19 protein-coding genes and 1 pseudogene are annotated in these 21,566 nt (G+C 71.9%); 15 read left to right on the plus strand and 5 right to left on the minus strand.

Going from position 1 to position 21,566, the window contains the following annotated elements:
• From ALMP_RS12355 to pssA, 10 genes and pseudogenes are all read left to right on the plus strand, one after another.
• Positions 1-351, plus strand: a pseudogene (locus tag ALMP_RS12355) (hypothetical protein); the annotation flags it as partial.
• A 365-nt stretch (positions 352-716) separates the two neighbouring features.
• Positions 717-2,531 (plus strand): 3-hydroxyacyl-CoA dehydrogenase family protein, encoded by a 1,815-nt coding sequence (locus tag ALMP_RS12360; RefSeq protein ID WP_264927032.1) that lies wholly within the window; start codon positions 717-719, stop codon positions 2,529-2,531.
• A 136-nt stretch (positions 2,532-2,667) separates the two neighbouring features.
• Positions 2,668-3,483 carry a TetR family transcriptional regulator gene (locus tag ALMP_RS12365; RefSeq protein WP_264927034.1) on the plus strand — a complete coding sequence of 272 codons (816 nt, stop codon included), beginning with the start codon at positions 2,668-2,670 and terminating at the stop codon, positions 3,481-3,483.
• 429 nt (positions 3,484-3,912) lie between these two features.
• Entirely contained in the window at positions 3,913-5,250 is a 1,338-nt protein-coding gene (gene ccrA, locus ALMP_RS12370; RefSeq protein ID WP_264927449.1) for a crotonyl-CoA carboxylase/reductase, read from the plus strand.
• 18 nt (positions 5,251-5,268) lie between these two features.
• Positions 5,269-7,296, plus strand: a complete 2,028-nt coding sequence (locus ALMP_RS12375; RefSeq protein WP_264927036.1) for a protein meaA — start codon at positions 5,269-5,271, stop codon at positions 7,294-7,296.
• Positions 7,293-8,258 carry a CoA ester lyase gene (locus tag ALMP_RS12380; RefSeq protein WP_264927037.1) on the plus strand — a complete coding sequence of 322 codons (966 nt, stop codon included), beginning with the start codon at positions 7,293-7,295 and terminating at the stop codon, positions 8,256-8,258. Before ALMP_RS12375 ends, ALMP_RS12380 begins: the two co-directional genes overlap by 4 nt.
• 15 nt (positions 8,259-8,273) lie before the next feature.
• Complete coding sequence (locus tag ALMP_RS12385; protein WP_264927039.1) at positions 8,274-8,786, plus strand: MaoC family dehydratase; 513 nt, start codon at positions 8,274-8,276, stop codon at positions 8,784-8,786.
• A gap of 2 nt (positions 8,787-8,788) precedes the next feature.
• Positions 8,789-9,994 carry an acyl-CoA dehydrogenase family protein gene (locus tag ALMP_RS12390; RefSeq protein ID WP_264927041.1) on the plus strand — a complete coding sequence of 402 codons (1,206 nt, stop codon included), beginning with the start codon at positions 8,789-8,791 and terminating at the stop codon, positions 9,992-9,994.
• A 170-nt stretch (positions 9,995-10,164) separates the two neighbouring features.
• Positions 10,165-10,821 (plus strand): phosphatidylserine decarboxylase, encoded by a 657-nt coding sequence (locus ALMP_RS12395; protein WP_264927043.1) that lies wholly within the window; start codon positions 10,165-10,167, stop codon positions 10,819-10,821.
• Positions 10,822-10,843: 22 nt separating this feature from the next.
• Complete coding sequence (gene pssA, locus ALMP_RS12400) at positions 10,844-11,662, plus strand: CDP-diacylglycerol--serine O-phosphatidyltransferase (protein WP_264927450.1); 819 nt, start codon at positions 10,844-10,846, stop codon at positions 11,660-11,662.
• Positions 11,663-12,487: 825 nt separating this feature from the next.
• On the opposite strand, the gene ALMP_RS12405 is transcribed toward pssA, so the two are convergent.
• Positions 12,488-13,606 carry a glycerate kinase gene (locus ALMP_RS12405; RefSeq protein ID WP_264927451.1) on the minus strand — a complete coding sequence of 373 codons (1,119 nt, stop codon included), beginning with the start codon at positions 13,604-13,606 and terminating at the stop codon, positions 12,488-12,490.
• Positions 13,607-13,777: 171 nt separating this feature from the next.
• Between ALMP_RS12405 and ALMP_RS12410 the strand changes: the two genes are divergently transcribed.
• The 4 genes from ALMP_RS12410 (at position 13,778) to ALMP_RS12425 (ending at position 16,606) form a co-directional block, all read left to right on the plus strand.
• On the plus strand, positions 13,778-14,854 hold the full coding sequence (locus tag ALMP_RS12410) for an ADP-ribosylglycohydrolase family protein (RefSeq protein WP_264927044.1): 1,077 nt from the start codon (positions 13,778-13,780) through the stop codon (positions 14,852-14,854).
• A gap of 67 nt (positions 14,855-14,921) precedes the next feature.
• The gene (locus ALMP_RS12415) at positions 14,922-15,419 is read left to right on the plus strand and encodes an NUDIX hydrolase (RefSeq protein WP_264927045.1); all 498 of its coding nucleotides are present in this window, start codon (positions 14,922-14,924) and stop codon (positions 15,417-15,419) included.
• Between the two features lie 137 nt (positions 15,420-15,556).
• Positions 15,557-16,291 carry a Sir2 family NAD-dependent protein deacetylase gene (locus ALMP_RS12420; protein ID WP_264927047.1) on the plus strand — a complete coding sequence of 245 codons (735 nt, stop codon included), beginning with the start codon at positions 15,557-15,559 and terminating at the stop codon, positions 16,289-16,291.
• 3 nt (positions 16,292-16,294) lie between these two features.
• Positions 16,295-16,606, plus strand: a complete 312-nt coding sequence (locus ALMP_RS12425; protein ID WP_264927049.1) for a hypothetical protein — start codon at positions 16,295-16,297, stop codon at positions 16,604-16,606.
• Positions 16,607-16,614: 8 nt separating this feature from the next.
• Here the strand turns inward: ALMP_RS12425 and ALMP_RS12430 are convergent, their stop codons facing one another.
• The 3 genes from ALMP_RS12430 to ALMP_RS12440 form a co-directional block, all read right to left on the minus strand.
• Positions 16,615-17,106: a methylated-DNA--[protein]-cysteine S-methyltransferase gene (locus ALMP_RS12430; protein WP_264927051.1), complete on the minus strand. Its 492-nt coding sequence runs from the start codon at positions 17,104-17,106 to the stop codon at positions 16,615-16,617.
• A 9-nt stretch (positions 17,107-17,115) separates the two neighbouring features.
• Positions 17,116-18,591: an AlkA N-terminal domain-containing protein gene (locus ALMP_RS12435; protein ID WP_264927452.1), complete on the minus strand. Its 1,476-nt coding sequence runs from the start codon at positions 18,589-18,591 to the stop codon at positions 17,116-17,118.
• Between the two features lie 97 nt (positions 18,592-18,688).
• A complete protein-coding gene (locus ALMP_RS12440) occupies positions 18,689-20,632 on the minus strand; it encodes a heavy metal translocating P-type ATPase (RefSeq protein ID WP_264927052.1) in 1,944 nt (647 codons plus the stop codon).
• A 35-nt stretch (positions 20,633-20,667) separates the two neighbouring features.
• Between ALMP_RS12440 and ALMP_RS12445 the strand changes: the two genes are divergently transcribed.
• Positions 20,668-21,030 carry a metalloregulator ArsR/SmtB family transcription factor gene (locus ALMP_RS12445; protein ID WP_264927053.1) on the plus strand — a complete coding sequence of 121 codons (363 nt, stop codon included), beginning with the start codon at positions 20,668-20,670 and terminating at the stop codon, positions 21,028-21,030.
• Positions 21,031-21,059: 29 nt separating this feature from the next.
• Here ALMP_RS12445 and ALMP_RS12450 read toward each other — a convergent pair whose 3' ends face one another.
• Positions 21,060-21,521: a hypothetical protein gene (locus ALMP_RS12450; RefSeq protein WP_264927055.1), complete on the minus strand. Its 462-nt coding sequence runs from the start codon at positions 21,519-21,521 to the stop codon at positions 21,060-21,062.
• Positions 21,522-21,566: the final 45 nt, after the last annotated feature.

A 21,566-nucleotide genomic window follows, 5' to 3' on the forward strand; every position in this document is an offset into this window, starting at 1 on the left:
CCCCGGCGCCCCGCCCCCGCCCCGCCCCGCCCGAGAAGAGAGCGCACGACGATGGCGATCCACGGCACCCCACCGAAGAACACCGCCGAGCGGCAACCGGCCGCCGCCGTACGGGACGCCGCGGCCGCCCGTCGGCGGCGCCGCCGTCTCCTCGTCCTCCGGGCGACCGGCTACACACTGGTCGCCGGCTGCCTCGCCGCCATCGGCCTGGCCATCTGGCAGGTGTCCGACCAGCCGGTCCTGGCCGGTGTGTACGTCGGACTGGCCTCGGTCTGCGTGGCCGGCATCAGCGTCTGTGTCACCGTCTACCTCCACGTCCGCCGCAGGGACACACCGGACGACGACTCCTGACGCCGGGGGTACGTCACAGAACCGGGGGCTGGCGCGCTCGTTACTCACCGGTTAAGCTCATACGAGCGAGCCACCCGCTCGCGAATCCGCCCCGACGGCCTGGTGACGCAGCCATCGCGGCGGGGGAAAGTCGGTTCGGTACACCAGGTGCCGCAGTACGACCCGGCCTCGGGACAGGGCCGGTCGGTCATCACCGTTCCTCGGGCGTGTGCACGTCCGCAGCGACGGTCCCGGGCGTGTGCGCTCGCAGCCCGGCAACAACACCCGCGCTCCTTCCGCACCCGGTGCGCCCAGGCCTGAGTCGTAGGCTCCCCGGCGCACCCGGGTGCGTTCCCAGTCGTCACCCTCATTTCTGGAGTCCCGCGATGGCCACTCCCCTGTCCCCCTCCTCCCAGTCCCCGCTGTCCCCGCTGCGCACGATCGCCGTCGTCGGCCTCGGCACCATGGGCACCGGCATCACCGAGGTCCTCGCCAGGGCCGGCCGCGAGGTGATCGGCATCGACATCAGCGAGGCCCAGGCCGCACGGTCCGTCGCCGCCCTGGAGGCCTCCACCGCCCGCGCCGTCGAGCGCGGCCGGCTCACCGAGTCGGAGCGCGCCGACGCCCTGGCCCGCGTCCGCACCTCCACCGACCTGCGCGCGGCGGCCGACGCCGATCTCGTCATCGAGGTGGCGCCGGAGTCGTACGAGATCAAGCAGCAGATCATCCGGGAGCTGGACGGGATCGTGCGGGCGGAGACGGTCCTGGCGACCGGGACCAACGCCCTGTCCGTCACCCGGCTCGCCGCCGACTCCGCCCGCCCGGAGCGGGTGCTCGGGCTGCACTTCTTCAATCCGGCGCCGGCGATGAAACTGGTCGAGGTCGTCTCCTCGGTGCTGACCGCGCCGACCGCCGTCTCCGCGGTCACCGATCTCGCCCTCGACCTCGGCAAGGAGCCGGTCGCGGTCGGCGACCGCCCCGGGTTCGTCGCGGACGGGCTGCTGTTCGGCTACCTCAACCAGGCCGCCGCGATGTACGAGGCGAAGTACGCCTCCCGCGAGGACATCGACGCCGCGATGCGGCTGGGCTGCGGTCTGCCGATGGGCCCGCTCGCCCTGCTCGACCTGATCGGCATCGACACCGCCCGTACCGTCCTGGACGCCATGTACGCCGAGTCCCAGGACCGGCTGCACGCCCCGGCGCCGATCCTCAGGCAGCTCAGCGAGGCGGGACTGACCGGCCGCAAGGCGGGCCGCGGCTTCTACACCTACGAGGCGCCCGGCAGCGCGACGGTCGTCGCGGACGCGTCGACGCCTGTCGCCGGCAGCGGTGGGGCACCCGGGCGTCCGGTGCGCAGCGTGGGCGTCGCCGGCTCCGGGACGATGGCCTCCGGTATCGCCGAGGTCTTCGCCAAGGCCGGCTTCGACGTCGTCCTGGCCGCCCGCAGCGAGGAGAAGGCCCAGACCGCCAAGGCCCGTATCGGCAAGTCGCTGGCGCGCTCGGTCGACAAGGGCCGGCTCACCGCGGAGGCCGCCGCGCGGACCCTGGACCTGATCACCCCGGCCGGTTCCTACGACGCCTTCGCCGACGTCGACCTGGCGGTCGAGGCGGTCGCCGAGGACCTGGACGTCAAGCGGCAGCTGTTCGCGACGCTGGACAAGGTGTGCCGGCCGGGCGCGGTGCTGGCCACGACCACCTCGTCCCTGCCGGTCGTCGCGCTGGCCCGGGCGACCTCGCGCCCGCAGGACGTCATCGGCATGCACTTCTTCAACCCGGCGCCCGCGATGAAGCTGGTCGAGGTCGTCCGCACGGTGCTGACCGGCGAGGACGTGCACGCCACCGTCCACGAGGTCTGCGGGAAGATCAAGAAGCACGCGGTGGACTGCGGCGACCGCGCGGGCTTCATCGTGAACGCGCTGCTGTTCCCGTACCTCAACAACGCGATCAAGATGGTGCAGGACCACTACGCGTCCCTCGACGAGATCGACGCGGCGATGAAGCTGGGCGGCGGCTACCCGATGGGGCCCTTCGAGCTGCTGGACGTCGTCGGGCTCGATGTCTCCCTCGCCATCGAGCAGGTCCTGCACCGCGAGTTCCGCGACCCGGGCCTGGCTCCGGCGCCGCTGCTGGAGCATCTGGTGGCCGCGGGCTGCCTCGGCCGCAAGACCGGCCGCGGCTTCCGCGAACATGCCCGCCGCTGACGGCGTCGGCGACTGGTTCCGAGCCGGTGAGGACTGGGGCGGTCTGCTCGATCCGACCGCCCCTCCCCCGCCCGTCGCGGGCGGGGGAAACCCCGGTCATGCGCACCGAGCTGCGCACATGCAGTACGTTCGGGTCATGTCCCAGCCCGCCAAGTCCTCACGTACACCAGCCACGCCCGACGCCCCGGAAAGTGCCGCGGGCAGTCGCGCGGCGGCGCAGCGGCTCAAGATGCGCCGGGAACTGGCGGCCGCGGCGATGGAGCTGTTCGCGACCAAGGGGTACGAGGCGACCACCGTCGACGAGATCGCGGCCGCGGCCGGGGTCGCCCGCCGCACCTTCTTCCGCCACTTCCGGTCCAAGGAAGAGGCGATCTTCCCCGACCACGACGACACGCTGATCCGCGCCGAGGCGGTGCTGAACGCTGCCCCCGCGCACGAGCACCCGCTCGACACGGTGTGCCGCGGCATCAAGGAAGTCATGAAGATGTACGCGGCCCGGCCGGAGATCTCGGTCGCCCGCTACAAGCTGACGCGCGAGGTGCCCACCCTGCGCGAGGCGGAGATCGCGTCGGTGGCCCGCTACGAGCGCCTCTTCACCCGCTACCTCCTCGGTCACTTCGACGAGCACGCCCACGACGACGACGCCAATGACGACCCGCTGCTGGCCGAGGTCGCCGCGTCGGCCGTGGTCACCGCCCACAACCATGTCCTGCGGCGCTGGCTGCGGGCCGGCGGCCAGGGCGATGTCGAGGCACAGCTCGACCACGCCTTCGCGATCGTGCGGAAGACGTTCGGGACCGGCATCGGGGCCGGCCGCACCGGCTCCGCCACACCGAGGCCGGCCCCCGCCGCGGTCTCCGCGCAGGGCGAGGTCCTGGTGACGGTCGCCCGCACCGACGCCCCGCTGGACGAGGTGATGCGCACCATCGAGCAGGCCCTCAAGGAGCGCTGAGCCCGCCTTCCCGCTGTGACGACGGCCACCCGCCCGGGTGGCCGTTTTGGCATGTCAGGGCACCTTTTCGCGCGGAATCCCGACCGAATGACGACCTGGTTCGATCGATCATCGCTCATTTGTCAAGTAAAGATTTCATCTGAGAGCAAGTTCTGGCACTCAGTGCCTTGCGGGGTGACACGCGGTGTCATACGTTGAAGGTGTCCGGGCGGCCGGCGTGCAGAGACCTTCCGTACGCCGGCTGTCCCCGCACCCCCTTGGAGTGCGCGCCCGGACGCCTGCGTCACAGGCAACCTCCCGCGCCACAAAGCGCTGCCGAACAGCACCACCCGCCGAACCGACGGCCCACCTCACACCCTCAGCAGCACCGACGTAACCCTCAAGCGCCCTTCCCTCAGGGCGCTCACCGCCGGAGGCAACACCGTGACCGTGAAGGACATCCTGGACGCGATCCAGTCCGCGGACTCCACGTCCGCCGACTTCGCCGCTCTGCCGCTCCCCGACTCGTACCGCGCGATCACCGTGCACAAGGACGAGACGGAGATGTTCGCGGGCCTCGCGACCCGCGACAAGGACCCCCGCAAGTCGATCCACCTGGACGAGGTGCCGCTGCCGGAACTCGGTCCGGGTGAGGCCCTGGTGGCCGTCATGGCCTCCTCGGTCAACTACAACTCCGTGTGGACCTCGATCTTCGAGCCGCTGTCCACCTTCGGGTTCCTGGAGCGCTACGGCCGCACCAACGAACTGGCCAAGCGCCACGACCTGCCGTACCACATCATCGGCTCCGACCTCGCGGGCGTCGTGCTGCGCACCGGCCCGGGCGTCAACGCCTGGAAGCCGGGCGACGAGGTCGTCGCCCACTGCCTGTCCGTCGAGCTGGAGTCCTCCGACGGCCACAACGACACGATGCTCGACCCGGAGCAGCGCATCTGGGGCTTCGAGACCAACTTCGGCGGACTCGCCGAGATCGCGCTGGTCAAGTCCAACCAGCTGATGCCGAAGCCGGACCACCTCAGCTGGGAGGAGGCCGCCGCCCCGGGCCTGGTCAACTCCACCGCCTACCGGCAGCTGGTCTCCCGCAACGGCGCCGGCATGAAGCAGGGCGACAACGTCCTCATCTGGGGCGCGAGCGGCGGACTCGGCAGCTACGCCACCCAGTTCGCCCTCGCCGGCGGCGCCAACCCGATCTGTGTCGTCTCCAGCGAGCAGAAGGCGGAGATCTGCCGGTCCATGGGCGCGGAGGCGATCATCGACCGCACCGCCGAGGACTACAAGTTCTGGAAGGACGAGCACACCCAGGAACCCAAGGAGTGGAAGCGCTTCGGCAAGCGCATCCGCGAGCTGACCGGCGGCGAGGACGTCGACATCGTCTTCGAGCACCCGGGCCGCGAGACCTTCGGCGCCTCCGTCTACGTCACCCGCAAGGGCGGCACCATCGTCACCTGCGCCTCGACGTCCGGCTACAACCACGAGTACGACAACCGCTACCTGTGGATGTCGCTGAAGCGGATCATCGGCTCGCACTTCGCAAACTACCGCGAGGCCTGGGAGGCCAATCGGCTCATCGCGAAGGGCAAGATCCACCCGACGCTGTCGAAGGTCTACTCCCTGGAGGAGACCGGCCAGGCCGCCTACGACGTGCACCGCAACCTCCACCAGGGCAAGGTCGGCGTCCTGTGCATGGCGCCCGAGGAGGGGCTCGGCGTGCGCGACCAGGAGAAGCGCGCCAAGCACATCGACGCCATCAACCGCTTCCGCAACATCTGAGGACACCCGAGGTCATAGATGACTGAGCGTCAGAAGGACCGGCCGTGGCTGATGCGCACGTACGCCGGTCACTCCACGGCCGAGGCGTCCAACGAGCTGTACCGGCGCAACCTCGCCAAGGGCCAGACGGGTCTGTCGGTGGCGTTCGACCTGCCGACACAGACCGGCTACGACTCCGACCACATCCTCGCCCGCGGTGAGGTCGGCCGGGTCGGCGTGCCGATCGCGCACGTCGGCGACATGCGCAGGCTGTTCCAGGACATCCCCCTGGAGCAGATGAACACCTCGATGACCATCAACGCCACCGCCATGTGGCTGCTGGCGCTCTACCAGGTCGTCGCGGAGGAGCAGGGCGCGGACATCACCAAGCTCCAGGGCACGACCCAGAACGACATCGTGAAGGAGTACCTGTCGCGCGGGACGCATGTCTTCCCGCCCGGGCCCTCCCTCCGTCTGACGACGGACATGATCGCGTACACGGTCTCCCACATCCCGAAGTGGAACCCGATCAACATCTGCAGCTACCACCTGCAGGAGGCGGGCGCCACGCCGGTCCAGGAGATCGCGTACGCGATGTCCACCGCGATCGCCGTGCTCGACGCGGTGCGTGACTCCGGCCAGGTGCCGCAGGAGCGCATGGGCGACGTCGTCGGCCGGATCTCCTTCTTCGTGAACGCGGGCGTACGCTTCATCGAGGAGATGTGCAAGATGCGCGCCTTCGGCCGCATCTGGGACCGCGTCACCCGTGAGCGGTACGGCATCCAGGACCCCAAGCACCGCCGCTTCCGCTACGGCGTCCAGGTCAACTCCCTCGGCCTGACCGAGGCGCAGCCGGAGAACAACGTCCAGCGGATCGTCCTGGAGATGCTGGCCGTGACCCTGTCGAAGGACGCACGCGCGCGTGCCGTCCAGCTCCCCGCCTGGAACGAGGCGCTCGGCCTGCCCCGCCCGTGGGACCAGCAGTGGTCGCTGCGCATCCAGCAGGTCCTCGCCCACGAGAGCGACCTGCTGGAGTACGACGACATCTTCGAGGGCTCGAAGGTGATCGAGGCGAAGGTGGGCGAGCTGGTCGAGGAGTCGCTCGCGGAGATCGAGCGGATCCAGGAGATGGGCGGCGCGATGGCCGCCGTCGAGTCCGGCTACCTCAAGGCCCAGCTCGTCGCCTCGCACGCGGAGCGCCGGGCCCGGATCGAGTCGGGCCAGGAGAAGATCATCGGCGTCAACATCTTCGAGACGACCGAGCCGAACCCGCTGACGGCCGATCTGGACACGGCGATCCAGACCGTGGACCCGGCCGTCGAGGCCCGCGTCATCGCCTCGCTCCAGAACTGGCGGGACACCCGCTACCAGCCGCCCTTCAACCACCCGCGCCCCTGCAAGGCGCTGGAGCGGCTGAAGGAGGCCGCCAAGGGCACCGACAACCTCATGGAGGCCACTCTGGACTGCGCCCGGGCCGGCGTGACGACCGGTGAGTGGGCGGGCGCGCTGCGGGAGGTGTTCGGCGAGTTCCGGGCGCCCACGGGGGTCTCCTCCGCCCCGGTCGCCGTGGCCGCCGAGGCGGGCTCGGCCCTGTCCGAGGTGCGCCGCAGGGTCGACCTGACGGCGGCGGACCTGGGGGTGGGCAAGCTGCGGTTCCTGGTCGGCAAGCCGGGCCTGGACGGGCACTCCAACGGCGCCGAGCAGATCGCCGTCCGCGCGCGGGACGCCGGCTTCGAGGTGGTCTACCAGGGCATCCGGCTGACGCCCGAGCAGATCGTGGACGCGGCCCTCGCCGAGGACGTGCACGCGGTCGGCCTGTCGATCCTCTCCGGCTCGCACGCGCGGCTCGTGCCGGACGTCCTCGAACGGCTGCGTGTGGCCGGTGCCACAGATATACCGGTGATCGCCGGTGGCATCATCCCCAACGGTGACGCCGAGCAACTCAGGGCAGCCGGAGTGGCGGCGGTCTTCACCCCGAAGGACTTCGACATCACCGGAATCATCGGCCGCATCGTCGACGAGATCCGGAAAGCGAACAAGCTCGACCCCCTGGAGGTCCCCGCATGACCAGCCCCGTCAACCGCCTCCGTCCGCGGCGTTCCTGCCTGGCCGTGCCGGGCTCGAACCCCCGCTTCCTGGAGAAGGCGCAGGGCCTCCCCGCGGACCAGGTCTTCCTGGACCTGGAGGACGCGTGCGCGCCGCTCGCCAAGCCCGAGGCACGGCACACCATCGTCAAGTTCCTCAACGAGGGCGACTGGACGGGCAAGACGCGGGTCGTGCGTGTCAACGACTGGACGACCGAGTGGACGTACCGCGATGTCGTCACGGTCGTCGAGGGGGCGGGCCAGAACCTGGACTGCATCATGCTGCCGAAGGTGCAGGACGCCCAGCAGGTCGTCGCCCTGGACCTGCTGCTGACGCAGATCGAGAAGACGATGGGCTTCGAGGTCGGCCGGATCGGCATCGAGGCGCAGATCGAGAACGCGCAGGGCCTGAACAACGTCAACGAGATCGCGCAGGCCTCCCCGCGCATCGAGACGATCATCTTCGGCCCGGCCGACTTCATGGCGTCGATCAACATGAAGTCGCTGGTCGTGGGCGAGCAGCCGCCCGGCTACCCGGCGGACGCCTACCACTACATCCTGATGAAGATCCTGATGGCCGCCCGCGCCAACAACCTCCAGGCGATCGACGGCCCCTACCTGCAGATCCGCAACGTCGACGGCTACCGCGAGGTCGCGCGCCGCGCCGCAGCGCTCGGCTTCGACGGCAAGTGGGTGCTGCACCCGGGCCAGGTCGAGGCGTCCAACGAGATCTTCTCGCCGTCGCAGGAGGACTACGACCACGCCGAGCTGATCCTGGACGCGTACGACTACTACACGTCCGAGGCGGGCGGCAAGAAGGGCTCGGCGATGCTCGGTGACGAAATGATCGACGAGGCCAGCCGCAAGATGGCGCTGGTCATCTCCGGCAAGGGCCGCGCGGCCGGCATGCGGCGCACCAGCAAGTTCGAGACCCCCGACAACTAAGGAGCGCTGAGCGCGATGCAGTTCGGACGCACCTACGAGGAGTTCGAGGTCGGGGCGACGTACAAGCACTGGCCGGGCAAGACGGTCACCGAGTACGACGACCACCTGTTCTGTCTCCTCACCATGAACCACCACCCGCTCCACATGGACGCCCACTACGCCGAGAACACGACGGACTTCGGCAGGAACGTGGTGGTCGGGAACTACGTCTACTCGCTGCTGCTCGGCATGTCGGTCCCCGACATCTCCGGCAAGGCGATCGCCAACCTGGAGATCGAGTCGCTCAGGCACGTGGCGCCGACCTTCCACGGCGACACGATCTACGGCGAGACGACCGTGCTCGACAAGTGGCCGTCGAGGTCGAAGAACGACCGCGGGATCGTGCACGTCGAGACCAAGGGCTACAAGCAGGACGGCACGCTCGTGTGCGTGTTCCGCCGCAAGGTGATGGTGCCGACCGAGACGTACATCAAGGAGCGCGGCGGCGAGCAGCCCGGCCGCCCCGAGCTCAAGGAGCAGGAGAAGTAGCCATGGCGCGACTCGCCCAGACCGCCGGTCTGACCGACGTCCAGCAGGAGATCCTCTCCACCGTCCGCGACTTCGTGGACAAGGAGATCATCCCGGTCGCGACCGAGCTGGAGCACCGCGACGAGTACCCGCAAGCCATCGTCGACGGCCTGAAGGAGCTGGGCCTGTTCGGCCTGATGATCCCCGAGGAGTACGGGGGTCTGGGCGAGTCGCTGCTGACGTACGCGCTGTGCGTCGAGGAGATCGCCCGGGGCTGGATGTCCGTCTCCGGCATCATCAACACCCACTTCATCGTGGCGTACATGCTCAAGCAGCACGGCACCCAGGAGCAGAAGGACCACTTCCTGCCGAGGATGGCGGCCGGCGACATCCGGGGCGCGTTCTCGATGTCGGAGCCGGGCCTGGGCTCCGATGTGTCGGCGATCACGTCGAAGGCGGTGAAGGACGGCGACGAGTACGTCCTGAACGGTCAGAAGATGTGGCTGACGAACGGCGGTACGTCGTCCCTGGTGGCCGTCCTGGTCAGAAGTGACGAAGGACACCCCGAGGGGACCGCGCCGCACAAGTCGATGACGACCTTCCTGATCGAGAAGGAGCCGGGCTTCGGCGAGGTCCGCCCGGGCCTGACCATCCCCGGCAAGATCGACAAGATGGGCTACAAGGGCGTCGACACGACCGAGCTCATCATGGACGGCCTGCGGGTTCCCGCCGATCGGGTGCTCGGCGGGGTCACCGGGCGGGGCTTTTACCAGATGATGGACGGCGTGGAGGTCGGCCGGGTCAACGTCGCGGCGCGTGGCTGCGGTGTCGCGCAGCGTGCGTTCGAACTGGGTGTCCAGTACGCGCAGCAGCGTCACACGTTCGGGAAGCCGATCGCCCAGCACCAGGCGATCCAGTTCAAGCTCGCGGAGATGGCTACCAAGGTCGAGGCGGCGCATGCCATGATGGTGAACGCGGCTCGCAAAAAGGACTCCGGGGAACGAAACGACCTTGAGGCTGGGATGGCGAAGTACCTCGCCTCCGAGTACTGCAAGGAGGTCGTGGAGGACTCCTTCAGGATCCACGGCGGCTACGGCTTCTCCAAGGAGTACGAGATCGAGCGCCTCTACCGGGAGGCCCCGATGCTGCTGATCGGTGAAGGTACCGCCGAAATCCAGAAAATGATCATCGGGCGCAGGCTACTGGAGGAGTACCGGTTCCAGGGTTAGATGTCCGGGTTCGGGGTGTTTTCTTCGAGAAGAAGATCACACCCCGTCATCTCGGTTCAGCAGCCGACTCGGCTTCCTGACTTACCCAGTTGTGGCCCCGAACCGCTACCATCGCGGAAAGCCGCCGTCCCCCCGTCGAAGCGCGGCATCATCCGCTACGAAGGTCATCCATGCCCCACAGCCAAACCTCTGCACACCGCGACAGCCTGGTAGGCGCACGCCTCGCGCGCGGAGCATCGCCGTGGCTTCTGCCGACCGTCGCCACCGCAGCCGTCAGCCTGCTCCGGGCCCGCCGCTCGGGCGCCGCCAAGGCCGTCGCCGTACCTGCCACCGCTCTGGCGGCGGGGATGCTGTGGTTCTTCCGCGACCCCGAGCGTGAGATCGCGTCGGGCCGGGTCATCTCCCCCGCCGACGGTGTGGTGCAGAGCATCATGCCGTGGAAGGACGGACGGACCCGGGTCGCGATCTTCATGAGCCCGCTCAACGTCCACGTCAACCGCGCGCCGCTGGCCGGCACGGTGACGTCCGTCGAGCACATCCCGGGCGGGTTCGTGCCGGCGTTCAACAAGGAGAGCGAGAACAACGAGCGCGTCGTCTGGCACTTCGACACCGAGCTCGGCGACATCGAGATGATCCAGATCGCCGGCGCCGTCGCCCGCCGTATCGTCCCGTACATCCCCCAGGGCACCAAGGTCGAGCAGGGCGAGCGGATCGGTCTCATCCGCTTCGGCTCGCGCGTCGACATCTACCTGCCCGAGGGTGTGGAGGTCGCGGTCGAGGTCGGGCAGAAGACCGTGGCTGGGGTGACTCGCATTGACCGTGATTGACCCTGAGACACAGACGGGCTGGGTGCCCGAGGCCGACGAGGCGGACGAAGAGGAGGAGATGCCCCTCTCCCTCCGGCTGTCGATAGCGGACACCCTCACCCTCGGCAACGCCACGTGCGGCTTCATGGCGGTGTACTTCACCACCACCGGCATCCTGATCCCGCACCTCACCGGCAGCCAGGAGTCCGGCATGGCCCGCCACAGCGCGGCCACGGCGGTCATCCTGATGCTGTGCGCGGCGGTCTTCGACCTCTTCGACGGCCTCGTGGCGAGGAAGCTGCGCTCCTCCCCGATGGGCGCGGAGCTGGACAACCTCTCGGACCTGATCAGCTTCGGCCTGGCGCCGGCGTACTTCGTCCTGGTCTACGGAATGGTCGCCGACGACGCCCACCAGCGGGTGGCGGCGGTCGGCGCGATCGTCGTCCTGCTGGCGGTGGTGCTCAGGCTCGCGAGATTCTCCTGCGTGACCATGAAGGACGGCATGTTCCAGGGCATGCCCTCCCCGTTCGGCGCGCTCACGGTGGTCTCGATCGTGCTGCTGGAGCTGCCCTTCGTGGCCACGCTCCTCGCCATCCTCGGCACCGCCTGGCTGATGGTGAGCAGGGTCGAGTACCCGAAGCCGCGGGGCCGCCTCGCCGGCGCGATGCTCGCCTGGATCGTGCTGTCGATGGGCCTGCTGGCCGGCTGGGCGTTCGACGCCCCCAGCGGCCAGCTGCTGCTCCAGACGGGCTGCGCGCTGCAGCTGGTCATGGGCGCGGTCATCCCGCTGTTCGCCACGGCCCGCCGGGTGAACAACTTCCGCGACAACCGGCGGGAGGCGCGAGCGGCCCAGCTGCCGTAGCGCTCCGCCGCGAAGGGCCCCGGACCGGGTTGGTCCGGGGCCCTTGGCATGTCAGGCCCCCTGTGCCGGGGCGGGCGCCCCTGGGGGCCACGCCCCCCAGCCCCCCGCCACGCCCGGCGGCCTGCGCCTGGGCCGGCATCCCCGGGAGCCGCGCCCCCAAACCCGGCCGTGCCCGGCGGCGCCTGGGCCTGGGCAGGCATCCCTGAGGACAGACTCCGCATTGCCGCCTGCGCCAGGGCTGGTATCCCCGGGGACCCGCACTCCTAGCCCCCCACGCCCAGCGGCCTGCACCAGAGCAGGGCACCCTGAGGACCGCACCCCAGACCCCGCATTGCCGGGCGGCCTGCGCCAGGGTGGGGCTCCCCGGGGACCGCGCCGCCCAGACCCCCGCCACGCCCGGCGGCCTGCGTCTGGGCTGGCATCCCGGGAACCGAGCCCCCAAACCCCGCCATGCCCGGCGGCGCCTGGGCAGGGGCAGGCATCCCTGAGGGCCGCACCCCAGACCCCGGCGCGCCCGGCGGCCTGCGCCAGGGCGGGGGGGGATCCCCGGGGACCGCGCCCCCAGACCCCGCATTGCCGACGGCCTACGCCAGGGCGGGCCTCCATGAGGACCGCGCCCCAGACCCGCCATGCCCGGCGGCCTGCGCCAGGGCGGGGATCCCCGGGGACCGCGCCCCCAGGCCCCGCCACGCCCGGTGGCCTGCGCCTGGGTCGGGGTCACCGGGAGCCGCGCTCCCGGAGGCCCGCTTCGGTGCTGAGTGGGGCTGGTTCTCGGGCGCCGGCGGGGTGTGACGCGCCGATCGGTGTCGCGAGGCGGGTCCGGGATCAGGTCAGGAAGTCCCGGCCGATGCGTTCGGCCACCCGCTCCAGGATGGGGCCGGCCTCCGCGATGCACCGCGTGACGTCCGGCTCGACGTCCGTCAGCGGGTACGCCCGCCGGATGCCGGCCCGGCCGAGCGCCTCCGGCGGCAGGGCGAGCCGGCCGCACACCGCGACGACCTCCTTGCCGGCCGCCCGCGCGGCCGCCGCGACGCCCGCGGGCGCCTTGCCGTGCAGGGTCTGCTCGTCGAGCGAACCTTCACCGGTGATGACCAGGGAGGCCCGCTCCAGGGCCGGCGCGAAGCCCAGCACGTCGAGCATGACCGCGATGCCGGCGCGGAACCGGGCGCCGAGGAGCAGGGCGCCGTAGCCGATGCCGCCCGCCGCGCCCGCGCCCGGCGAGGCGGCGTACTCCGCGGCCTTCGGGCCGACCGCCGCCTCCAGGACCTTGGCGTAGTGCGCGAGGGCCGCGTCCAGCGTCTCGACGTCGTCCGGGGAGGCGCCCTTCTGCGGCCCGTACACCGCCGGGGCGCCCTTCGGGCCGGTCAGCGGGTTGTCGACGTCACTCGCGAGGACCAGCTCGACGTCGGCCAGCCGGGGGTCGAGGCCGGAGAGGTCCGCGCGGGCCAGCGCGGCGAGACCGCCGCCGCCCGGGGCGACCGGCTCGCCGTCCTCGTCCAGGAGACGCGCGCCCAGCGCGGACAGCATGCCCGCGCCGCCGTCCGTGGTGGCGCTGCCGCCGACCCCGAACACGATCGTGCGCACCCCCGCGTCCAGCGCGGCGCGCAGCAGCTCTCCGGAGCCGTACGTGGAGGCCGTGAGGGGCGCGAAGACACCGCCCGGGAGCCGTTGCAGTCCGCTCGCCTCGGCCATCTCCACGACCGCGGTGTCGCCGCGCAGCGCGAACGCCGCGGTGACCTCCTGGCCGAGGGGCCCGGCGACCCGTACCTCACGGCGTTCGAAACCGGCCGCGACCGCCGCGTCGACCGTGCCGTCGCCGCCGTCGGCGACCGGGAGCGCCTCGATCTCGACGTCCGGTACGACCCGGCGCAGTCCCGCCGTCACCCGCTGGGCGACCTGCACGGCCGTCAGCGACCCCTTGAACTTGTCCGCGGCCACGAGCACCCTGCGGGTGTCCTGCGCTGCAGCGTCCGCCACCTTGCCATCCCCTTGCTCTCCGGGCCCGCGCACATCGGGGCCAGTCGCGCCGCAGCGACCTTAACCGCAGGACGCCCCCGCCGTCATGCGCCGTCCGCACCCCGGGCGTGGGCCGCCGGAATCGGGTACACCGGAACCATGACCCCTGTGGGCAGCGAGCAGGAACTCGCCGACCGCGTCCTCGGGGGCTGGCTGGGCCGGATCTCCGGAAACATGCTGGGCAAGCCGGTCGAGCAGGGCGACCTGTGGACGCGCGAGCACATCGACCGCTATCTGCGGCGGGCCGCCGCCCTGCCGCTCACCGACTATCTGCCCGAACCGGCCGCCGGGGGCGACTGCCCGCCGCTGCGTCCGGAGTGGCGCCAGTGCGTGCGCGGCCGCGTCCACGGCAGCTGCCGCGACGACGACATCGACTACGCCATCCTCGGCCTGGACCTGCTGGAGACGCACGGCTTCGGCTTCAGCACCGAGCAGGTCGGTGAGCTGTGGCTGCTGCGCCTGCCCTATCTCCAGACCTTCACGGCGGAACGGGTGGCCTACCGCAATCTCGCCGACGGCCTCAAGCCGCCGCTGACGGCGACGTACGACAACCCCTACCAGGAGTGGATCGGCGCCCTGATCCGCGCCGACATCTACGGCTGGACCTGCCCCGGCGCCCCGCGCCGTGCCGCCTCCCTGGCCCGCCGGGACGCGGTGCTGTCCCACACCGGCAACGGCGTGTACGGCGCCATGTGGGCGGCGGCGCTGATCTCGGCGGCGTTCACCGCGCCGACGGTGCGGCAGGCGCTCGACGAGGCGCTGGCCGTCGTCCCGGCGAGCAGCCGCCTCGCCCGCACCGTGCGCCGCGTCGCGTCCCTGCACGACACCGGCATGAGCTGGGAGGACACCGTCGCCACGGTCGCGGAGGAGACGGCGGGCATGGGCTGGATCCACACCGTCCCCAACGCCGCCGTCCTCACCGCGGGGCTGCTGTACGGCGACGGCGACTTCACCCGGACCATCGCCCTCACCGTCCGCGGCGGCCTGGACACCGACTCCAACGGCGCTACGGCCGGCTCGGTCACCGGTGTCCTGACCGGTGCGCGGGCCCTGCCCGCACAGTGGACGGACCCGCTGGAGGACACGGTGCGCAGCGCGGTGTTCGGCTTCGACGGGGTGCGGATCAGCGAGCTGGCGGAGCGGACGGTGCGGCTGGTGGGGGCGGGCGTGGCGTGACCGGGCCCGGCGCCGCGCTTCCGTGCGCGTCCGGCGGTGCGGGGTGTCGGCTGGTTACCCTTCCCGCGTGACCACTGCTGAGACTGACTACGCCGGCTACATCGCCTCCCTGCCCCGTGTCCTGGCCGGCGCCGCCGCGCTGTTCCGGGACGCGGACGGGCGGGTGCTGCTCGTCGAGCCCAACTACCGCGAGGGGTGGGCGCTCCCGGGCGGCACCATCGAGTCCGACGACGGCGAGACCCCGCGCCAGGGCGCGCGGCGGGAGACACTGGAGGAGATCGGCCTCGACCGCGAGCCGGGCCGGCTGCTCGTGGTCGACTGGGTGCACGGCACGAACCGGCCGCCGCTGGTGGCGTACGTGTACGACGGCGGGGTCCTCGGCGAGGAGGACCTGAAGGCGATCCGGCTCCAGGAGGAGGAGCTGCTGTCCTGGCGGCTGGTGCCGCGCGAGGAGCTCACCGAGTATCTCCTCGGCGAGCTGGGCCTGCGGATCCTGGCCGCGTTGGACGCGCTGGCGGAGGGTTCGGGAACGGTGGAGCTGGAGAACGGCGTCCGGGTGTCCTGACCGGGCTTCCGGGGCCTCGGCCCTGGGCGTCGCGCGGCTCGGCGTCCACGGCGCGCAGCCGGCGCGACGGTAGCACCGGGCGGTCCCGTTCGATATGTGTTCGCGCGGGCCGGATCCGCCGTCCTACCCTCGGTGACATGACCAAGCCCCTCGTCGCCGTCCTGAGCGGGGCCGGTGTCTCCACGGACTCCGGCATCCCCGACTACCGCGGGCCGAACGGGCTGTGGCGGCGCGATCCGGAGGCCGAGAAGCTCGTCACGTACGAGTACTACATGGGCGATCCGGAGATCCGGCGGCGGTCCTGGCAGATGCGGCGGGCAGGCGGCACGCTCCAGGCCGAGCCGAACGCCGCACACCGGGCGCTCGTCGCGCTGGAGCGGTCCGGGGTGCCGGTGCGGGTGATCACGCAGAACGTGGACGGGCTGCACCAGCTCGCCGGGATGCCCGCCCGCAAGGTGCTCGAACTGCACGGCACGGCGCGCCGCGTCGTCTGCACGAAGTGCCATGCGCGCGGTCCTATGGAGGACGTCCTCGCCCGGGTCGAGGCCGGCGAGGACGACCCGCCGTGCCTGGAGTGCGGCGGGATCCTGAAGTCGGCGACGGTGATGTTCGGCGAGCGGCTCGACCCGGTGGTGCTGGGCGAGGCCGTCGCCATCACCAAGGCCTGCCAGGTCTTCGTCGCGGTCGGGACGAGCCTTCAGGTGCAGCCGGCGGCGGGACTGGCGGGTGTCGCCGCCGAGCACGGCGCCCGGCTGGTCGTCGTCAACGCCGAGCCGACGCCGTACGACGAGATCGCCGACGAGGTCGTGCGGGAGCCGATCGGCACCGCGCTGCCCGCGCTGCTGCGCCGGCTGGGCGACGAGGGCGACTAGCGCATGCTTCTTGATCCTGTGCCGGACGAGGACCTCGGCTGTCTGCGCCGAGTCCTCGCCGTGCCGCTGGCCCTGCTCACGCTGGTCGCCGCGTTCTTCTGCTGGACCGCCGTGACGATCCGCCCGGGCGGGTCGTGGGACGACGGCGCGTACGCCGCCATCGTCCTGGCGTGTCTCCTCACCGTCACGGCGTCCGGTACGGCGACGGGGTTGTGGCTGCTGCCGTCGGTGCGCCGGGTGATGGGGTGGACATGGATCGCTCCCGCCTGGCTGCTGGGGGCGGTCGCGGGCGTCCGGTGGGCGTGGGTCGGCTAGGTCCTGGGTCAGAACAGGGCTGCCTCGCTCTTTCCGCTCTCGAAGTCCAGCAGGCGCTGCTTGCGGGCCAGGCCGCCGCCGTAGCCGGTGAGGCTGCCGCTCGCGCCGATCACCCGGTGGCAGGGGACGATGATGCCGATCGGGTTCTTGCCGTTGGCGAGGCCCACGGCTCGGGAGGCGGTGGGGTTGCCGAGGGCGGCGGCGAGTTCGCCATAGGTGCGGGTCTCGCCGTAGGGGATCTGCTGGAGTCCGGCCCAGACGGTGCGCTGGAACGGCGTTCCGTGCAGGCGCAGTTCGAGGCTGAACTCCTTCAACTCGCCCGCGAAGTAGGCCTCGAGTTGTTCCTCCACGTCCGCGAAGAGGGTGTCGTCGCGGGGGCCGAAGCTCTCCTCGGGTGGGCGGTGGCGCTGCTCGGTCATGTAGAGGCCGCACAGGACGCCGTCGTCGGCGACGAGGGTGAGGGGGCCGTAGGGGCTGTCGATGACGGTGTGTTGCTTCACGGTTTTTCCTTACACGGGCAGGAAGTTGATCGGGTGGCTGTCGGTCGCCCACAGGTACTGGACCGCGTACGCGCGCCAGGGGCGCCAGGCCGCCGCCCGGGCGGTGAGCGCCGCCGGGGTGGAGGGCAGGCCCAGCTCCTGGGCGGCGCGCCGGATTCCGAGGTCGGTGGGGAGGAAGGCGTCGGGGTCGCCGAGGGCGCGCATCGCGATGACGTCGACCGTCCAGGGGCCGAAGCCGGGCAGGGCGAGCAGCCGGGCGCGGGCCTCGGCCCAGTCGCTCTCCACGCCCAGGTGCAGCGTGCCGTCCGCGAGCTGGGCGACGAGGGTGGTGAAGGTGGTGCGGCGGGTGCGGGGCATGGCCAGGGACTCGGGGTCGAGCGCGGCGAGTCGGCCCGGTGTCGGGAAGAGGTGGGTGAGGCCGCCCTCCGGGTCCTCCACCGGGTCGCCGTGCGCGGTGACCAGACGGGCGGCGTGGGTGCGGGCGGCCGCCGTGGAGACCTGCTGGCCGAGGACCGCGCGGACGGCGAACTCGGCCTCGTCCACGGTGCGCGGTACGCGGCGGCCCGGGGCCTTGTCGACCAGCGGCGCGAGCAGCGGATCGGTGCGCAGCTGGTCGTCGATGGCGACGGGGTCGGCGTCCAGGTCGAGCATGCGCCGGCAGCGGCTGATGGCGACGGTGAGATCGCGCAGGTCACTGAGGGTGAGGCGGCAGCCGATGTGGTCCGGGTTCGGGGTGAGTGCCACGATGCCGTGCCCGTACGGCAGCCGCAGGGTGCGCCGGAAGGCGCCGTCGCGCCACTCCTCCACCCCCGGCACGCCGGTCGCCGCGAGGTGCCCGAACAGGTTGTCGGGGTTGAGGGGGGCGCGGAACGGCAGGCGCAGCTGGAGCGTGCCCGGTGTCGCGGGCCGGTCGGCGTTCTTCTTGGGGGCGCGGGCGCGCAGTTCGCTCGGTGCGAGGGCGAAGACCTCGCGCACGGTGTCGTTGAAGGTGCGGATCGAGGCGAAGCCGGCGGCGAACGCCACGTCCGCCATGGGCAGTTCGGTGGTCTCGATCAGCAGCCGCGCGGTCTGTGCGCGCTGGGCGCGGGCCAGGGCGAGCGGGCCCGCGCCCAGTTCGGCGAGGAGTTGGCGTTCGACCTGGCGGGTGCTGTAGCCGAGGCGTGTGGCCAGGCCCGGCACGCCGTCCCGGTCGACGACCCCGTCGGCGATCAGCCGCATGGCGCGGGCGACCAGGTCGGCGCGCTGGTTCCACTCGGGGGAGCCGGGGCTGGTGTCCGGCCGGCAGCGCTTGCAGGCGCGGAAGCCGGCCTGCTGGCAGGCGGCGGCGCTCGGCTGGAACGTCATGTTCTCCGGCTTGGGCGCCACGACCGGACAGCTGGGCCGGCAGTAGATGCCGGTGGTCAGGACCGCCGTGAAGAACCATCCGTCGAATCGCGCGTCCTTGGACTGCACGGCGCGCACACAGCGCTCCCGGTCGGTGTACATCCCGTTCTGCATGCGTCCAGCATCGACCACCCGAGGGGGCGGCGCTGGCGAGAATCCGACATCAACCTCGCCTGTACAGCACCGCCCGCGCGTCGGGTCATGCCTGCCAGGCGCGTTCGCGCAGCAGGCGCAGACCGTTCAGCCCGACCAGCACCGTCGATCCCTCGTGTCCGGCCACGCCGAGCGGCAGGGGGAGGTGGCCGATCAGGTCCCACAGGACGAGGACGGTGATGAACGTACCGGCGATCACCAGGTTCTGCACCACCAGCCGCCGGGCCCTGCGGGAGAGCCGTACGACCGCCGGGACGGTGGTGAGGTCGTCGCGGACGACGACGGCGTCCGCCGTCTCCAGGGCCAGGTCCGAACCCGCCCGGCCCATCGCCAGTCCGGAGTGGGCCGCCGCGAGCGCGGGCGCGTCGTTCACCCCGTCGCCGACGAACAGCACCTTGCGGCCGGTGAGGTGCAGCTCGCGGACGGCGTTCACCTTGTCCTCCGGCAGCAGCTCCGCGCGTACGTCGGTGATGCCGGTCGCCTCGGCGACCCGGGCGGCGGCCCGCGCGTTGTCACCGGTCAGGAGGACGGGGGTGGTGCCGGTGAGGCCGGCCAGTGCGGCGGTGGCGGCCGGGGCGGCCGGGCGGAGGCGGTCGGTGAGGGTGAGGGTGCCCAGGGCTGTGCCGTCGGCCCGGACCTCGATCACCGTTCCCGCTTCCGAGGGGGCCGGGGCGCTGTCGGGGTCCGCGCGGCCGACGCTCACCGTACGGCCCTCGACGACGGCCGTGACGCCCTGTCCGGGGACGGCCGTGAAGTCCTCGGCGGGCGGGATCCGCAGGCCCCGCGCCCGCGCCGCCGCGACGACCGCCCGGGCCAGTGGATGCTCGCTGGGGTGTTCGGCGGCCGCGGCCAGGGTGAGGAGGGCGTCCTCGTCGAGGCCGGAGCCGGGCCGCGGGGTCACCTCCGTGACCTCGGGGGCGCCCTCGGTGAGGGTGCCGGTCTTGTCGAGGGCGGCGGTGTCGATCTCGCCGAGGCGTTCCATGGCCACGGCCGACTTGACCAGGACGCCGTGGCGGCCGGCGGTGGCGATGGCGGACAGCAGGGGCGGCATGGTGGCGAGGACCACCGCGCACGGCGAGGCGACGATCATGAAGGTCATGGCGCGCAGCAGGGCGTCGGTGAGGTTCGCGCCGAAGGCGAGCGGGAGCGAGAAGACGGCGAGGGTGGCGACCACCACGGCGACGGCGTAGCGCTGTTCGATCTTCTCGATGAACAGCTGGGTCGGCGCCTTGGTGCGGGAGGCCTCCTCGACGAGGGTGACGATACGGGCGATGACCGAGTCGGCGGGGTCGCGTGCGACGCGGACGCGGAGGGCGCCGGTGCCGTTGAGGGTGCCGGCGAAGACCTCGTCGCCGGGGCGCTTGACGACGGGCAGGGGTTCGCCCGTGATGGTCGCCTGGTCGGCCTCGCTGACGCCGTCCTCGACCCGGCCGTCGGCGCCGATGCGCTCGCCGGGGCGGACCAGCAGCAGGTCCCCGACAGCGAGTTCGGCGGCGGGGACGGTCTCCTCGCCGTCGGCGGTGAGGCGGGTCGCGGTGTCGGGGGCGAGGTCGAGCAGGCCGCGCACGGAGTCGGCGGTGCGGGCGGTGGCCAGGGCCTCCAGGGCGCCGGAGGTGGCGAAGATGACGATGAGGAGGGCGCCGTCGAGGACCTGGCCGATCGCGGCGGCGCCGAGCGCCGCGACGATCATCAGCAGGTCGACGTCGAGGGTCTTCTCCCGCAGCGCCCGCAGGCCTTCCAGCGCGGGTTCCCAGCCGCCGGTGACATAGGCGACCGCGTACAGGGGTCCGTAGACCCACGACGGTCCACCGCCGAGGTCCACGCCCAGGCCGAGCAGGAAGGCGAGGGTGGCGGCGAGGGCCCAGCGGGCCTCGGGGAGGGCGAGGACGCGCGTGCGGCGGCGGGGTGCCGTCGAGGCGGGGGCGACGGCCGACGGGGAGGCGAGAGTCGTGGACACCCGACCACCATACAGGAACACATGAAGACTCATTCATCTGTTCATATGCGGTGGGTAAGATACCCCGCATGGGTCATGGAGCCGTCACCACCACAGCCGCCGAGCGCGTGCGCCTGGACGCGGACAACGTCGCCAAGGTGGCCACCACCCTCCAGGCCCTGTCCACCCCCTCCCGGCTGCTGATCCTCGCGCGGCTGCGCGAAGGCCCCCTGCCGGCCACGGAGTTGGCCGCCGAGGTGGGCATGGAGCAGTCGGCGTGCTCGCACCAGCTGCGGCTGCTGCGCAACCTGGGACTGGTGGTCGGCGAGCGGCGCGGCCGGTCGGTGGTCTACGCGCTGCACGACCACCACGTCGCCGAACTCCTCGACCAGGCCGTGTACCACGTGGAGCACCTGCGGCTGGGCATCAGCGACGCGGCCGACGCGGAGTAGCACCTCCGGCGAGCGGGTGGCCGGCGGGCTCAGGCCGGTCGTCGCGGCTCCCGTGTCAGGGCCCGGATCGCGCAGACGTCGAGTGCCGCCACCACGGCCGAGCGCGGCGGTGCGTAGGGCAGGAACAGGAACTGGGCGAGCAGGCCGAGCGAGGCGAGGAGGAGGCCGGCGGGGCGGGCCCGGGCCGCGCCCCGGAGCAGGGCCGCTCCGGTCGCGGCGGTGAGGACGCCCAGGACGAGGTGGAGCAGGCCCCAACCGGTGAGGGTCAGCCCGTAGACGTAGGAGCCGACGCGGGCGTGGACGCCGTCCCCGGCGAGCGCCGCGACGCCCTGGAGGACGGCGAGCAGGCCGCCGCAGATCAGCAGCACGCCCCCGAGGACGTCGCGGGTGCCGGGCCGGGTGGTGCGGCGCGGGCCGCCGGGCGGCACGGACCAGGCGGTGCCGATCTCGCCGGGCGGTGGGCCGGAGGAGGGGCCGGAGCGGGAGGTCATGCGCGGGTGTCCTTTCCGGTTGTCAGGACATCCCGGCCCCGCGGC

Origin of the sequence: Streptomyces sp. A012304 (assembly GCF_026008495.1) — a bacterium.
Classification (GTDB): domain Bacteria; phylum Actinomycetota; class Actinomycetes; order Streptomycetales; family Streptomycetaceae; genus Streptomyces.

Excerpts from the sequence above, each read along its gene's own strand:
- ALMP_RS12360 (WP_264927032.1), top strand. The coding sequence starts at position 717 with ATGGCCACTCCCCTGTCCCCCTCCTCCCAGTCCCCGCTGTCCCCGCTG.
- ALMP_RS12365 (WP_264927034.1), top strand. The coding sequence starts at position 2,668 with ATGTCCCAGCCCGCCAAGTCCTCACGTACACCAGCCACGCCCGACGCC.
- ALMP_RS12375 (WP_264927036.1), top strand. The coding sequence starts at position 5,269 with ATGACTGAGCGTCAGAAGGACCGGCCGTGGCTGATGCGCACGTACGCC.
- ALMP_RS12380 (WP_264927037.1), top strand. The coding sequence starts at position 7,293 with ATGACCAGCCCCGTCAACCGCCTCCGTCCGCGGCGTTCCTGCCTGGCC.
- ALMP_RS12385 (WP_264927039.1), top strand. The coding sequence starts at position 8,274 with ATGCAGTTCGGACGCACCTACGAGGAGTTCGAGGTCGGGGCGACGTAC.
- ALMP_RS12390 (WP_264927041.1), top strand. The coding sequence starts at position 8,789 with ATGGCGCGACTCGCCCAGACCGCCGGTCTGACCGACGTCCAGCAGGAG.
- ALMP_RS12395 (WP_264927043.1), top strand. The coding sequence starts at position 10,165 with ATGCCCCACAGCCAAACCTCTGCACACCGCGACAGCCTGGTAGGCGCA.
- ALMP_RS12410 (WP_264927044.1), top strand. The coding sequence starts at position 13,778 with ATGACCCCTGTGGGCAGCGAGCAGGAACTCGCCGACCGCGTCCTCGGG.
- ALMP_RS12420 (WP_264927047.1), top strand. The coding sequence starts at position 15,557 with ATGACCAAGCCCCTCGTCGCCGTCCTGAGCGGGGCCGGTGTCTCCACG.
- ALMP_RS12425 (WP_264927049.1), top strand. The coding sequence starts at position 16,295 with ATGCTTCTTGATCCTGTGCCGGACGAGGACCTCGGCTGTCTGCGCCGA.
- ALMP_RS12435 (WP_264927452.1), bottom strand. The coding sequence starts at position 18,591 with ATGTACACCGACCGGGAGCGCTGTGTGCGCGCCGTGCAGTCCAAGGAC.
- ALMP_RS12440 (WP_264927052.1), bottom strand. The coding sequence starts at position 20,632 with ATGAGTCTTCATGTGTTCCTGTATGGTGGTCGGGTGTCCACGACTCTC.
- ALMP_RS12445 (WP_264927053.1), top strand. The coding sequence starts at position 20,668 with ATGGGTCATGGAGCCGTCACCACCACAGCCGCCGAGCGCGTGCGCCTG.
- ALMP_RS12450 (WP_264927055.1), bottom strand. The coding sequence starts at position 21,521 with ATGACCTCCCGCTCCGGCCCCTCCTCCGGCCCACCGCCCGGCGAGATC.